The 14,193-nt window shown below is 70.8% G+C and carries 12 protein-coding genes and 1 pseudogene; 4 read left to right on the plus strand and 9 right to left on the minus strand.

Annotated features, from left to right (window positions below; genetic code table 11):
* Positions 1–109: 109 nt before the first annotated feature.
* The 4 genes from P8T65_RS27425 to P8T65_RS27440 all read right to left on the minus strand — a co-directional run bounded on the left by P8T65_RS27425 (position 110) and on the right by P8T65_RS27440 (position 3,069).
* The gene (locus tag P8T65_RS27425) at positions 110–1,144 is read right to left on the minus strand and encodes a helix-turn-helix domain-containing protein (protein ID WP_316727884.1); all 1,035 of its coding nucleotides are present in this window, start codon (positions 1,142–1,144) and stop codon (positions 110–112) included.
* Positions 1,145–1,297: 153 nt separating this feature from the next.
* The gene (locus P8T65_RS27430) at positions 1,298–1,573 is read right to left on the minus strand and encodes a DUF1876 domain-containing protein (RefSeq protein ID WP_033532019.1); all 276 of its coding nucleotides are present in this window, start codon (positions 1,571–1,573) and stop codon (positions 1,298–1,300) included.
* 114 nt (positions 1,574–1,687) lie between these two features.
* Complete coding sequence (locus P8T65_RS27435; RefSeq protein WP_316727885.1) at positions 1,688–2,533, minus strand: DMT family transporter; 846 nt, start codon at positions 2,531–2,533, stop codon at positions 1,688–1,690.
* Entirely contained in the window at positions 2,530–3,069 is a 540-nt protein-coding gene (locus P8T65_RS27440; RefSeq protein WP_316727886.1) for a YbaK/EbsC family protein, read from the minus strand. The genes P8T65_RS27435 and P8T65_RS27440 overlap by 4 nt, the downstream gene beginning before the upstream one ends.
* A gap of 318 nt (positions 3,070–3,387) precedes the next feature.
* Between P8T65_RS27440 and P8T65_RS27445 the strand changes: the two genes are divergently transcribed.
* Positions 3,388–4,047 carry an alpha/beta hydrolase gene (locus P8T65_RS27445; protein ID WP_316727887.1) on the plus strand — a complete coding sequence of 220 codons (660 nt, stop codon included), beginning with the start codon at positions 3,388–3,390 and terminating at the stop codon, positions 4,045–4,047.
* A 74-nt stretch (positions 4,048–4,121) separates the two neighbouring features.
* On the opposite strand, the gene P8T65_RS27450 is transcribed toward P8T65_RS27445, so the two are convergent.
* The 3 genes and pseudogenes from P8T65_RS27450 to P8T65_RS27460 form a co-directional block, all read right to left on the minus strand.
* Positions 4,122–5,882 carry a penicillin-binding transpeptidase domain-containing protein gene (locus P8T65_RS27450; protein ID WP_316727888.1) on the minus strand — a complete coding sequence of 587 codons (1,761 nt, stop codon included), beginning with the start codon at positions 5,880–5,882 and terminating at the stop codon, positions 4,122–4,124.
* Between the two features lie 338 nt (positions 5,883–6,220).
* A pseudogene (locus P8T65_RS27455) lies at positions 6,221–7,856 on the minus strand (penicillin-binding transpeptidase domain-containing protein).
* Between the two features lie 214 nt (positions 7,857–8,070).
* Positions 8,071–9,060, minus strand: a complete 990-nt coding sequence (locus P8T65_RS27460) for a WYL domain-containing protein (RefSeq protein ID WP_316727889.1) — start codon at positions 9,058–9,060, stop codon at positions 8,071–8,073.
* A 93-nt stretch (positions 9,061–9,153) separates the two neighbouring features.
* Here P8T65_RS27460 and P8T65_RS27465 point away from each other — a divergent pair, with 93 nt between their 5' ends.
* Complete coding sequence (locus P8T65_RS27465) at positions 9,154–9,519, plus strand: VOC family protein (RefSeq protein WP_316727890.1); 366 nt, start codon at positions 9,154–9,156, stop codon at positions 9,517–9,519.
* A gap of 119 nt (positions 9,520–9,638) precedes the next feature.
* Here the strand turns inward: P8T65_RS27465 and P8T65_RS27470 are convergent, their stop codons facing one another.
* Complete coding sequence (locus P8T65_RS27470; protein ID WP_316727891.1) at positions 9,639–10,502, minus strand: hypothetical protein; 864 nt, start codon at positions 10,500–10,502, stop codon at positions 9,639–9,641.
* 99 nt (positions 10,503–10,601) lie between these two features.
* On the minus strand, positions 10,602–12,341 hold the full coding sequence (locus P8T65_RS27475; protein WP_316727892.1) for a phospholipid carrier-dependent glycosyltransferase: 1,740 nt from the start codon (positions 12,339–12,341) through the stop codon (positions 10,602–10,604).
* 205 nt (positions 12,342–12,546) lie between these two features.
* Between P8T65_RS27475 and rsmI the strand changes: the two genes are divergently transcribed.
* Positions 12,547–13,404, plus strand: a complete 858-nt coding sequence (gene rsmI / locus P8T65_RS27480; protein ID WP_316727893.1) for a 16S rRNA (cytidine(1402)-2'-O)-methyltransferase — start codon at positions 12,547–12,549, stop codon at positions 13,402–13,404.
* A 314-nt stretch (positions 13,405–13,718) separates the two neighbouring features.
* Entirely contained in the window at positions 13,719–14,135 is a 417-nt protein-coding gene (locus tag P8T65_RS27485) for a hypothetical protein (RefSeq protein WP_316727894.1), read from the plus strand.
* Positions 14,136–14,193 lie beyond the last annotated feature (58 nt).

Below are 14,193 nucleotides of genomic sequence, written 5' to 3' on the forward strand. Positions count from 1 at the left end.
CCCCGTGGTGTCCTGGCCCGATCCCGGAGATTCGGACGACCGCCCTCCGCGGCGGCGCTCACCAGGATGCGTCGAATTTCCCCGCGTGTCGTTGGCAGACGGTCCACTGTCACTTGGCAACGAGTCCACTGTTCACCGCCCCCTCGGCGGCGATCCGGCTCCGCAGCTCGCTCGGCGGCACCCCGTACGCCGTACGGAACGCCCGGCTGAACTCGGCCGCCCGTGGAAACCCCCAGCGCGCCCCGATCGCGTGGATCGGCGTGGCCCGCAGAACGGGGTCGAGGGCGGTGAGATCGCGGTACGCGTTCCGCAGCCGCTGGTCGCGGACGTATGCCGCGACGGTCAGGCCCTCCGCCTGGAAGAGCCGGTGCAGATAGCTGCGGGAGATGTGGTGGGCGGCGGCGATGGCCGCGGGCGTGAGGTCGGGGTCGCCCAGGTGCCGCCGTATGAACACCTTGATGTTCAGCAGCAGCGTCCGCCTGTGGGCTTCCGGTGTCAGGCGCGGCTCCGTGTCGGCGACATGGCCGAAGAGCGCGGTGATCAGATCGGCGACGACCGTGCCCAGGCGGGACGCGTCGGCCGGCCCGTACGGGGCCGTGTCCTCGGCCAGCCGCATCAGGAACTGCGCGAGCAGCGCGCCGACGCCCTCCCGGCCCGACAGACGGCTGCCGATCACCCGGTCCGCCTTGTGCGCGGGCAGGGCGACGAGGGAGCGCGGTATCTCGATGCCGACGGTGGTGACCGGTTCGGTGCCGGTGAGGATCTCGTACGCCATCGAGGTGCAGTTGACGTGGAAGTCCTGCGCCTCGTACGCGGTTTGCTGTCGGCCCCAGGTGGCGGCGCCCTCGCCCTGGAGGAGGAGGGAGAGATGGAACGTCTCCGGGTCGGACTGCCGGACCATCCTCGGGGTGCGGCGGAAGACGATCGGGTCGAAGGTGGCGGGCCAGATCGTCACGTCGCCCAGAGCGATCAGGCGTTGGTGGGCGTGGTAGTCGGCGCCGGGGTGGTGGCCGCGGTCGGCCGTCGACAGGGGGATGGGGACCAGGTCCATGGGCGCGTGCGTCTGCCGCAGCAGCTCCGCCCAGGCCTCGAACCGGGCGTCCACCGGGAGGTCCACGGACCGGAAGACCGACTCGTGCAACACGGGGTCAGTCAACCACAGGGAGGAATCGGGCCTGTTGGGCGCCCGGGCCCGCGCCGACGGAGCCCCGGCCGACGGGGGTCGGCCGGGGTGGTGGGGTCGGGTCGCGCCGCCGGGCGCCTCCTACTCGCCCGCCGGGCGCCTGTCGCCGCCCGCTCAGAGGGCTATCGGGTGGGACGTCCTGCCCGATGCCTCGTCTATCTCGTCGTGGGCCTTGGTGAGGAGCTTCATGGCGAGCTCGTTCAAGGCCCTGGCCCCGGCTATCTCCTCGCCGACCCGGGGCTGATTGGCGTCGGTCTGGTGGCGGCTGGCGTAGCCGTTGGCGCGTACTTCCTTCCCGTCGGGGAGCCGGACGAGGGCCGCCGCCCGTGTGCGCTGATCGTCCTCCTGGAACTCCAGCTCGATGTGCCATCCGACAGCGGTTTTCATCATGACGATCACCTCCGGAACCGCTCTCTCCAGAGTGCTCCTCCCCGCCGACGGATGCACGACCTGCGCCCGGCCCACACGATGCCCGCCCCGCGTCCTGCTTCTCCCGTCCCCCGTCTACCCGGCCCGCAGCATCAGCCCGATGCCCACCACCAGCAGTCCCGCAGCCACCAGGCGGGGCGCTCCGAACCGTTCCTTGAAGAGCACCGCGCCTATCGCCGCCCCCACGATGATCGACGACTCCCGCAGGGCCGCAATGGGTGCCAACTCGGCCTTCGTCTGGGCCCACAGGACCAGCCCGTACGCCGCCACGGACAGCGCGGCGCCGAGGAGGCCCACACCGGCGTACGGCCGGAGGCGCGCGACCGTCTCCCCGCGCCACCGCCAGGCCGCGTACGCGGGGATCGCGAGCCCCTCCAGCGCCATCAGCCAGGCGATGTAGGCCATCGTGGACCCGGAGGCCCGGACACCGAGGCCGTCCACGACCGTGTACGCCGCGATGGACAGGCCCGTGGCCAGCGCCGCCCCGATCGCCGCCCAGTGCGGCCGGCCGCCACGCAGTCCCCACAGCGCGACGCCCGTCAGCCCGGCGCAGCTCAGCAGGATGCCGGCCGTGGCCCAGCCGTCCGGCACCTCGTCCGCGAAGACCGCGGCGAGGACGGTGACGACGAGGGGTGCGGAGCCGCGGGCGATCGGGTACGCCTGGCCGAAGTCGCCCAGCCGGAAGGACGTCATCAGCAGCACGTAGTAGACGAGGTGAATGACCACCGACGCGATCAGGTACGGCCACGCGGCGGACTCCGGGAGCGACACGAAGGGCACCATCGCGAACCCGATCAGCGCGCCGCCGCCGGCTATCAGCGTGAACCCGACGAGCTTGTCCGTGATCCTGTGCGCGATCGCGTTCCAGCTGGCGTGGGTCACGGCGGCGAGCAGCACCGCCGCGGTGACGAGCGGCGTCACGCGACCGGCTCGCCCGGCTCGTCGGTGGCGGCGGTCTCGCGGACGTCCACCAGGGTCGCCCCCGCGTGCGCGATCAAGGCCTCGGGCTCCATGGGGAAGACGGTGTACGGCGTGCCGGCCGCCGCCCACACCGTCGCGTGCGCGAGGAGCGAGCGGTCCGCGAGGACGCGCGTCCTCGTCCGGTGCCCGAAGGGCGGGACCCCGCCGATCGCGTACCCGGTCGTCTCGCGTACGACGTCGGCGCGGGCGCGGGTGACCTTCGTGGCGCCGAGTTCACGCCGGACCAGCTCCACGTCGACGCGGGAGGCGCCGTCCATGAGCACCAGCACGGGGACGCCGTCGGCGGCGAAGATCAGCGACTTGCAGATCTCGCTCAGCTCACAGCCGAGGGCGGCGGCCGCCTCCGCCGCGGTGCGGGTGGCCTCCGGGAAACGGCGGATGTGGTGGTGCAGTTCGTCGAGGCCCAGGGTGGTGAGTGCCTCGGTGAAGAGGGGGTGGGCTCCGGAGTCGGTGGTGTCCTGTGCGTCGGTGGTCATGTGCGGCACCGTAGTGGTGGGTGTAGGGGCCATGCGAGTGGGTTGTCGGGGTGCGTCGCCCGGTGCGGGGCCGGTGGGGCTTCTCGCGCAGTTCTCCGCGCCCCTGAAGACAAAGACCAGGCCCTGCGGGCCTGAAAAGCTCGGGGCGCAGCCCCTGCTTTTCAGGGGCGCGGGGAACTGCGTGACCAGCCCCCACCCACCCGCACTCGACAACGCACCGGGCGACGCACCGCAAACGAACCAGCCCCGCCCCCGAAAACTCATCCAGCAACAGAGACGGCACTGGACCGACTGATCCGTTTCGCTGACGATCGAGGGATGACAGAAACCCCACCCGCCGACGACACCCGCGCCTTCCTCCTCCTGCACGGCTGGCAGAACCACCGCCCGCCCGCCCACTGGCAGCACTGGCTGGCCGACCGCCTCACCGACCTGGGCCACGAGGTCGCCTACCCGCAGCTCCCGGAGGCGGACGACCCGGACCTGGAGCGCTGGCTCGCGGAACTGGACGCGCTGCTCGGCGAGTTGGCGGGGCGGCGGATCACGGTGGTCTGCCACAGCCTGGCCTGTCTGCTGTGGCTGCACGCGGTCGCCCGGGACGGCATCCTGTCCGGCCCCGTCGACCGCGTCCTCCTCGTGGCCCCGCCGTCCCCCGAGTTCGCCCTGAAGCAGCCGGAGATCGCCGAGTTCGCCCCGCCGCCGCTGACCCCGGAGCGGCTGGCCGCGTCGGCCACGTACACCCGGGTCGTCGGCAGCGACAACGACCCGTACTGCCTGCCGGGCGCGGCCACCGCGTACGCGAGCCCCCTCGGCCTGCCCGCCGACGTGCTGCCCGGCGAGGCCCATCTCAACCCGGACTCGGGTTACGGCCCCTGGCCGTCGATGCTCGACTGGTGTCTGCGGCCGTCGTCCGACCCGTACGAGGAGATGCCGATCCAGGAGCGCTCCGTGCAGCGGACGGACGCCGCCGGCGGTTGAACCGCCCGCCCACCTGGCTGCCCGCCTGGCCGGCCGCCGGCCGGTCTCGCCTCGCGTGTCGTGCGCGCCGTCGCTCAGCCGCCGCTGCCCGCCTTGAGCAGCGCGGCCACGATCGGGCCCGCCGACTCGCTGCCGTGACCGCCCTGCTGGACGACCCCGGCGGAGGCCAGGTCGCCCTTCCAGGCGGTGAACCAGCCGTTGGGCTTCTTCTGGCCGTCGACCTCGGCCGTTCCGGTCTTGGCGCCGTAGTCGGGCCCGAGGCCGGACATCGTCTCGGCCGCCGTACCGGCCGCCGCGGTGTACTGGAGGAGTTCCCGCAGCTGGGCGCGGACCGTGGTGGACATGGGCCGGGAGGCGGTGGCCAGGGCGCGGTCGTCGACGGACGGCGGGACCAGGTAGGGCTGCTTGAAGACGCCCGTCTTGGCCGTCGCGACCACCGACGCCATGTTCAGCGGGTTCATCCGCACCCCGCCCTGGCCGATCAGCGAGGCCGCCATCGGGGCGGCGCTCTGCACCGGCACCGTGCCGTCGAAGCTGGAGACACCGATGGCCCAGTTGTTCAGGCCGAGCCCGAAGACCTGCTGGGCCTCCTTGGTCAGGGAGTCGTCGTCCAGCTTCTTCGCCTGGGAGATGAAGGCGGTGTTGCAGGAGCGGGCGAAACTCGCCTTGAACGTCCCGCCCTTGATCTCGAACTTGTCGTCGTTCTGGAACTTCCAGCCGCCGTACGACGAGTACTTGGGGCACGGATGGCCCTTGTCCGCCGAGGCCAGGCCCTTGTCGATGAGCAGGGCCGACGACACGATCTTCATCGTGGAGCCGGGGGCCAGCGAGCCCTGGAAGGCCACGTTGAAGCTGCTGGAGTTGGCCGCGGCCAGGATCTCGCCGGTCGAGGGGCGCATCACGACCACCGACGCCCGCTTCGTGGCCGCCACCTTCTCCTCGGCGGCGGCCTGCAGCGCCGGACTGAGCGTCGTCCTCACCTCTCCCGGGGTGCCCTCGCTCAGCTCCAGCAGCGTCTTGTCGGCGGCCTTCTCCTTGCTGGACTTGGTGGACTTGGTGGAGTTCGCGGACTTGGCGGTGTCCGTGGGCTCGGCGGAGGACTTGCCGTCGGACCCGTCCTCGGCCGGGTCGGCGCGGACGATCCGCAGCTCGACCCCCGCCTTGCCGCCCGCCTTCTTTCCGTACTTCTCCCGCAGGCCGTCCAGCACCGAGCCCAGCGACGGGTACTTCTCGGTCGTCAGCTCGCCGCCGTCGCGGTCGAGGGCCTTCACCGGGGGAGTGCCGGCCTCGCCGGTCACCAGCCGGTCGCCCTCGGCCAGTTCGGGGTGGACGACGGACGGCTGCCAGGCGACGACGGGTTCGCCGTCCTTCTTCGCCCGTACGACGGTGAGGGCGGACTTGTAGGTCAGCGGCTTCTCGGTGCCCTTGAAGGAGACAGTGCCCTTCACCGTGAACGGCACCTCGTCGCCCGCGCGCTTGCCTCGGGTGAGGGTGACGTCCTTGATGTGGGCGTCCTTGGTGAAGCCGGTCAGCGCCGCCGTGGCGGCCGCCGAGTCGTCGGTGGCGGCGGCGGCCTTCGCGACCGTGCCCTTCTGCCAGGCCGTGAGGAACGTGGTCGCGGCGGTGCGGACCTCGGCGGCGGACAGGGGGCCGCTCTTCACGGCCTTGCCGTCGGCCGAGCCGTCCTCGGCGGCCGCGCCGGCGCCGAACACCGTGTACACGGCCATCGCGCCGCCGCCGAGGGCCGCGACAGCGACTCCGCCCAGCACGAGGTGCCGCCGTGACCTCCCCGACTTCGCGGTCTTCCGCTCGTCGACACGCCTTCTCTTACCCACGCTCCGACCTTCCGCTGCCCCCGGCTGCCTCTCGTTCCTCAACGAGAACCACCACACTAGAGTCCCGAGGATCACTCCGTGGGCCGGGCCGCTGTTAACCGTGGGCCCGGTGAGGCTTCTCGCGCAGTTCCCCGCGCCCTTGAAAGACCGGGCCCCGCCGGGTTGAAAGCGGAGGTCGCGCGAGGCTGAAAAGCGCGGGGCGCGGCCCCGGCTTTTCAGAGGCGCGGGGAACTGCGCGATCAGCCCCCACGCACCGCACCCCGCAACGATTCCGCAACCTCAACCGGCGCGAACCGGAAATCACCCCAGGCCCGGCGATGTGGCCGCCCGAGCCACACTCACCCCCCGGCCTTCAGCACATCCACCACGATCGGACCGGCCGCCTCACCCCCCGCGGCCGCCCCCCTCCGACATCGCCGCCGCGGCCACATCCCCACGGAACCCGGTGAACCAACTGTCCGCCACCGCCTGCCCGTCGATCTCTGCGGACCCGGTCTTCGCCCCGATGTCCCCGCTCAGCCCGGCCATGACGGTCTTCGCGGTTCCCTGCGTCGCGGTCAGCCTCATCATCTGCTTCAACTGCGACGCTGTACCGGCCTTCAACCCCTTCGCCGTCGCCAACTCCCGCTCGTCCAGCTTCGGCGACACCAGATACGGCTGCCGGAACCGCCCCGTGATCGCCGTGGACGTCACCGACGCCATGTTCAGCGGGTTCATGAGCACGTCGCCCTGCCCGATCGCGTTGGCGGCCCGGTTCGGCCCGCCGGACGGCGGCACCTTGCCGTCCATGGAGGCGATGCCCGTCTTCCAGTCGTCCCGGCCGATCCCGAACCGTTCCTGCGCCTCCTCGGTCAACGATGCGTCGGTCAGCGGCTCTTCGTCGATCAGCTTGATGAAGGCCGTGTTGCAGGACCGCTCGAAGCTGTTGGCGAGCGTGGCATTCGCTGTCTCGTCGGCCTTGAGACCCGGCAGGTTCTTGAAGGTCTGGCTCTGCCAGGTGGCCGTGTCGGGGCAGGGGGCGGGGCCGTTCATGGAGGTCACGCCGTTGTCGATGAGCATCGCGGCGGTGATGATCTTCATGGTGGAGCCGGGCGGCAGTTCGCCCTGGAAGGCCGCGTTGAAGCCGTCGCTGCGGTTGTTGGCGACGGCGAGCACCTGCCCGGTGCTGGGCTGCAGCGCGACCACCGACGACTCTCCGAACTTCTTGACCGCCTTCTCGGCCGCCGCCTGCACCCCCGCGCTGATCGTGGTCTCCAGCTTGCCCGCCTTGCCCTCGGCGAGGGTGAGCAGGGTCGTGTCGCCCGCGTTCGTGGTGGTGTGCCGGATGCCCAGTTCGACACCGGGGATGCCGCCCGCGTCGGGGCCGTACCGTTCGCGCAGGGTGTCGAGGATCGGTCCGAGGGAGGGGTACTTCTCCTTGGTCAGCACCTTGCCGTTGCGGTCCACGGCCTCGATGGGCGGCGCCGCCGCCTCGCCGAGGAACAGGGTGTCGCCGGCCTTCAGCTCGGGGTGCACGACGGACGGCCGCCAGTCGACCAGGGCCCGGCCGGTCGTCTTCCCCCGTACGACGGTCAGTCGGCTCTCGTAGGCGAGCTTCTTGCTCTTGCCGTCGTACGACACCGTGGCGGCGACGGAGTACGGGACGGTCCTGTCCCCCGAGCCGGTGGGTTGGCCCGGCTCGATCTTCACGTCCGCGATCCGCGCGGCGTCGACGAAGCTGCCGAACACGGCCTGTGCGGCCACCGCGTCGTTCGTGTACGAGGAGGCCGTGGCCGCGTCCCCCTTCTCCCAGGCGGCGAAGAACTTCTCCGTGGTCTCCCGCACCTCGTCCTCGCCGGGCGGCCCGGTGCGTTTCTCCACGCCCCCGCCGTCCCCGTTGAGCGCGGTCACGATGTTGTACCCGCCGTACCCGGCACCCCCCACCATCGCGGCGAGCACCCCGCCGACCATGGCGACCTTGACCCCCTTGCGCATGATGCGTCCCCTTCCCCGTTGCCCCGTAGTGGCTTCCCGTCCGGCCCCGAACACCCTTTGAACACGTTCAGAAACCGCTTGCCGAGGCTCACTGTAAACACGGGGGAGCAACGCATGGGAACAATGCTTCCTGTGCGTGCCCTGATTGTTAGCCGTACGGATCCGAAGGCCCGCTTTCAGGCCGTCGCGCTCACCTATCCAGCCACACCCGGAGTCAGGTCATGGTCTCCCGGGCCAAGGTCCGTACCGGTGGCCGCGCATAGTGGTGGGCAAGGTCGGTGGCGAGGTCGCGGAGGTGGGTCCTGGCCTCGGTGGGGCCGTGCACGGTGATGGCGCTCCCGAACGGCAGCAGTGCCCGCACGTCCTCCAGGCGCAGGAAGCGGATCGTCACCTTGCGGCCGGTGCCGGATTCCTCATGGTCGTCCAGGACGAGGCGTAGGCCGAAGATCCGTTGCGCTCGCTCGATCTGGGTCTGGTCGATGGTGGCGCTGACCTCTGTCACGTGGTGCTGCTCCCACTGATCGATGAGCGCCGCGGCGACCGTGGCCAGGGTCTCGCTCTCGCGGATCCGTCGTGGCTGGTCGACTTCCTTCCACGTCGCGATCCGTTCGAGTCGGTACATCCGTGGCACTCGGGCACGGTCGGCGACGAGATACCAGATGCCGGCTTTGGCGAACAGCCCGTAGGGATCCACGACCAGGTCGCGAGGGCATGACTCGCGTGGGCTCTCGTACTCGATCCGTAGCCGGCGGCCTCGCCGCACCGCGCCGATCAGCGAAGCCGGAGTCGTGCCGGAAGCGCGTGCCCGATGCCAGGGATTGCTGTCCACGTGCACCACGTCGGTGAGCGGCAGGAGCTCATGAACTCGACGTGGCTGTGCAGCGGCGATCTTGGAGAGCGCGCGCCGGTATGCGGCCGATGTGTCGATCTCCGCGCGTTGCTTCTCGTCCAGCCCGGTGAGCGACAGATGATCACGCTCGCCCGGTGTGAGTCGCGTGAGGTCGGGTCCGGACCCGGGCAGCATGGTCACGCCTCCGAGGCGGCCCCGGTGTGCGGTCACCGGCAGACCGGCGTCGCGGAGCCAGTTCAGGTCTCGGGTGATGGTGCGAAGGGACACTCCGAGCGCCGAGGCGAGTGACTGTGTGGTCACGGCGTCCCTCGATGTGAGGAGCAGGATCAGGGTGAAGAAGCGGTCTGGGGTCACACACCGATCTTGTTCAGGAATCGCGACAGGATGCGGCGCATATCCCGGTCAGGCTGGCGGACGCGTACCCACCACCTGTGAGAAGGGACAACCATGACCACGTCCGTCGTGTCCATCGTCTACGTGAACGACGCTCCCGCCGCGGCCCGTTTCTACGGCGACCTCCTCGGCATGAGCCCCTCGTTCGAGACTCCGGGTTACATCACGTTCGACCTCGGGCCGGGCGCCGACCTCGGTCTGTGGTCCGGCCAGTTCGAGGATCTGTCACCGGACGTCCCGCGCACCAGTGAGGTCTGCCTGGCCGTCGACGGTGGACCCGGTGAGGTCGATGCGACCTTCGAGCAGTGGAGTTCCAAGGGGGTCACGATCCTGCGCGAGCCTCATGACGCGGGGTTCGGGCTGACCTTCCTCGCGGCCGATCCTGACGGGAACCGTATCCGCGTCGCACCGCGGGACTGAAAGGCCGCGATGCGGCAGGCGCGCACGAGAGGTGCGCGCCTGCCGGCCGCGGGGCCTGGTGCGCACATCCGGCGCGCCCCAAAGTCGGCGCGATCCGATCGGGAATTTGGCGACAGGGCCTAGCAGTCGCCGGTACCGTCCTGCCGCACCTTGTAGGCCGCGATCGGTTCGGTGCCGGGATACGAGCCCGAGATTCCCCAGGCGCCTCCGTGGACGCGCTTCAGCCGTTCGTCCGTGGCCTCCGGCAACAGGAACACGTGGATCCAGATGATCTGCTCCTTGTTCTCCCGCTTCCCCACCCCGAACTCGGGCGTGGCCCAACGGGCCCGGCCCTCCGTCTGCATGGCGCGCTGCATGCTGTTGTAGCTGCCCGCCTCGGGCTCGCCGTCCCTGTCGAAGTTGTTGGCCACCCAGAGCCAGTAACCCTCCGGCATCTCGCCGACCCCCGACACGGTGAGGCAGTGGGCGACCTCCAGGCCCTCCGTCGTCGGCGCGTGGGCACCGACCTTCGTGACGTGCAGGCCCTTGGTCGGGTCCGCCGAGGACTTCGGATCCCCCTCGGCGGTCGGGCCGGTGGTCGAGTTCCGCTGGGCCCGGGGGGACGCCGGCCCCGGCCAGACCATGGCGGTGCTGATCACGGTCGTGGTCACCAGCAGTCCGACGAAGAGCCGGTGCAGCAGCTTGGAATGTGCCCTCGGAGGATGAGCGGGGGACAACCACAGCCCGGCCACGAGGCTCAGGGCTCCTCCGAGGGCGACGACGGCGACAACCCCGAACCACTCGGACGTGCCGGTGAAGTGATCGGCCGCCCAGGAGGCGGCCGATACGAGCACGGCCAGTACGGCCGCCACCGCGCTGAGCTTCTCCGGCCAGGCGCTGCGTGGAGTCTCCGGAGCATCGGGTGTGTCAGGTGCGTCCGGGGTGCTCCGGGTGTCCGGAGAAGCGCTGGAGTCCGGGGTGCTTGGGTTGGTCCGAGTACTCATGTGCGAGTACTAGCGCCCGCCCCCACCGGCTGGCTCTCGATGTCAGCTCTTGTCGCTCATTGACCGATAAGTCGCTACAGATTTCTGCTCTTGACCGCCCTAGACCCAGGTGTCCATCCACATCCGGGAGCGCCAGTTGTCGATGGGGATCGGTTCACCCGTGTACAGGGGCCAGAAGTAGATGAAGTTCCAGGTGATGAGGAGGAACAGGACGCCGGCGGCTGCCGCGCCCGCTACTCGGCGGCGTTCCGGGGCGCCGGGTGGGCCGAGGATCGCGCCGATCATCATCGTGACCGCGAGGCAGAGGAAGGGGAGGAAGACGACGGCGTAGAAGAAGAAGATCGTGCGTTCCTGGTAGAGGAACCAGGGGAGGTAGCCGGCGGCGATGCCGCAGGCGATCGCGCCCGCGCGCCAGTCGCGGCGGAAGAACCAGCGCCACAGGACGTAGACGACGGCGAACGCGGCGGCCCACCACAGCAGCGGTGTGCCGATGGCCAGGACCTCGCGGGCGCACTTGTCGGCGGTGTCGGCCGCGCAGCCGTCCTTGCCGGGCGACGGGGACTCGTAGAAGTACGAGACCGGGCGGCCGAGGACGATCCAGCTCCACGGGTTCGACTGGTACGTGTGCGGGGACGACAGGCCGACGTGGAACTCGTAGACCGCGTGCTCGTAGTGCCACAGGCTGCGCAGCCAGTCCGGCAGCCAGCTGAACCAGCCGCCCTTGCCCTCGGTCGCGGCCCAGTTGCGGTAGTAGCCGCCGGAGCCGTCGTCGGGGGAGAGGATCCAGCCCGTCCAGGACACCAGGTAGGTGGCGATCATCACCGGGACCGTGGACAGGAACGCGAGACCCAGGTCGCGCTGCATCGTCGCGATCAGCGGCCGGCGGGCGCCGGCGACCTTGCGGGCCGCGTAGTCCCAGAGCACCGTCATGATCCCGAGAAACACCATGAAGTACAGGGCGTTCCACTTGGTGCCGAGCGCCAGGCCCAGGCAGAGGCCGGCCAGCCAGCGGTACGGGCGCCAGCCGAGGCGGGTCGTCTCGGCGATGAGGGAGTTGGGGCGTACGATCCCGTCGCCGTCCGGGGGGAGGGCGGCGGCCAGCCGGGCGCGTGCCCGGTCACGGTCGATCACCAGGCAGCCGAACGCGGCCAGCACGAAGAACATCAGGACCTGGTCCAGCAGCGCCGTGCGGCTCATCACGAAGTGCAGTCCGTCGACGGCCATCAGCGCGCCCGCGAGGCAGCCGAGGAACGTCGAGCGGAAGATACGGCGGCCGATCCGGCACAGCATGAGGACGGAGAGCGTGCCGAGCAGGGCCGTCATGAAGCGCCAGCCGAACGGGTCGAAGCCGAACATCAGCTCGCCCAGGCCGATCACGTACTTGCCGACGGGCGGGTGCACGACGTACGCCGCGTCCGTCGGGATCGGGACGTTCCCGTTGTTCTGGAGGATCAGCTCATTGGCGTTCTTGGCCCAGTTGACCTCGTAACCGCGGTGCACGATCGCCCACGCGTCCTTGGCGTAGTACGTCTCGTCGAATATCACCGCCCTGGGGCTGCCCAGGTTGTGGAACCGCATCAGTCCGGCGAGCAGCGTGACCAGCAGGGGACCGCCCCACGACGACCAGCGGACGAGGCGGGCCGCGACCTCCTCGCGCACGCCGAGGACGGCCCAGAGGCGCGGGCCGGGACGGGTGTACGGGGGCACCAGCCGGGTGCGGACGTCGCTTCTCGGCGCCGCCGTGTAGCCGAAACGGCGCAGGCGGTGCTGCCACGACGGCCGCGGGTCTTCGGTGGCCTGGTCCTGCCGGGTGTCCGTGGAGGACGCGGTACTGGTCACCGCGCCATCGTAGGGAACACGGCTGTGGGAGTCCCGTGGGATCGGGATGTGGCTGGGCGCCGAATGGGTCGGGGGCGTGGCAGGCAGGGCGACCGCGGGTGGGTTGTGGCTGGTCGCGCCCACGCGGCGGAGCCGCATATCGGTACAGCCCCGCGCCCCCTTCGAGGCTGCGCCCCTCAGGGGCGGGCCCTGGGAGGATGGGGAGGTGACTGGAATTCTTGTGCTGGCAGGTACCCCCATCGGTGAGATCGCGGACGCGCCGCCCCGGCTCGCCCAGGAGTTGGCCGGGGCGGATGTCGTCGCCGCCGAGGACACGCGGCGGCTGCGGCGGCTCACCCAGGCGCTGGGGGTGCAGCCGGGCGGGCGGATCGTCTCCTACTTCGAGGGCAACGAGGCCGCGCGTACGCCGGAGCTCGTCGAGGCGCTGGTGGGCGGCGCCCGGGTGCTGCTGGTCACGGACGCGGGGATGCCGTCGGTCTCCGACCCCGGGTACCGGCTGGTCGCCGCCGCCGTGGAGAAGGACATCCGGGTCACCGCCGTCCCCGGTCCCTCCGCCGTCCTCACCGCCCTCGCGCTGTCCGGGCTGCCCGTCGACCGGTTCTGCTTCGAGGGGTTCCCGCCGCGCAAGGCCGGGGAGCGGCTCGCCCGGCTGCGCGAGGTCGCGGAGGACCGGCGCACGCTCGTGTACTTCGAGGCACCCCACCGGTTGGACACCACGCTCGCGGCGATGGCCGAGGTGTTCGGCGCGGGGCGGCGGGCCGCGGTGTGCCGTGAGCTGACCAAGACGTACGAGGAGGTCAGGCGGGGGCCGCTCGGGGAGCTGGCCGAGTGGGCGGCGGACGGGGTGCGCGGGGAGATCACCGTGGTGGTCGAGGGAGCGCCGGAGAAGGGGCCGGAGGAGCTCGACGCGGAGGAGTTGGTGCGGCGGGTGCGGGTGCGGGAGGAGGCGGGGGAGCGGCGCAAGGAGGCGATCGCCGCGGTCGCGGTGGAGGCGGGGGTGCCGAAGCGGGTTGTTTTCGACGCGGTGGTGGCTGCGAAGCGGGATGTGGGCCGGGGCGCCTGAGGGGGCGGGGAGTGCGGGTTCGTCGGCGGGTGCGGGTGGGTGGGGGCTGGTCGCGCAGTTACCCGCGCCCCTGAAAAAGCGGGCTGCGCCCTGCTTTTTCGGCCCACCCCCGCACCCGACAACCGGTCAGACCCATGCCGCGGCAAAGCCGAGCAAAGCGCAGCCCTCCTACGGACGGGCTTCCCACAAGGGGAGGCCAAATGCCCTTCAACAGTCGGCAGACGGGGTGCCCTCCAGGTCCGTGAAGGCGTCCACTGGGTGGTGGGGACGTACACGTCACGTCCCCACCGTCCAGCGGACAAGAGGAGCTGGCAATGACCGAGATCGCAGAGCGCGCGATGCTGCGCGACACCGCCACCGCCGTCGTTCACGAGTCGTACGCCTTCGCCTGCATGCGGTGCGGGTACGGCTGGGAGCAGTCGTACGAGATAGAGCACCACAACGACGCCCAGGGGCGCGACTTCGTGATGTACGTGGCCGACGGCACGGTCGTGCCGTCCCCGCTGTCCCGGCCCACGTGCCAGAACTGCGACGGTCATGTCGTCCGGATCATGCGGGCGGGTCAGGTGTCGTCGGTGCGGGACGCCGAGCGTCGCCGGCATCTGCCGAAGCCCCGCCCGGTGGCGGACACCGACACCCCGGCGGCGGCGGAGTCCCGGGAACAGCCGCAGGACCACCACCACTGGCACCTGTCCGACCTGCTGCACCCGTTCCACCGCAAGGCGAGCTGACCTCCCCCGGCGCGCCTGTGGGGCATGCCCCGATCGTGCGATTCATGCGATTCGTAGG

Source organism: Streptomyces sp. 11x1 (assembly GCF_032598905.1).
GTDB lineage: Bacteria > Actinomycetota > Actinomycetes > Streptomycetales > Streptomycetaceae > Streptomyces.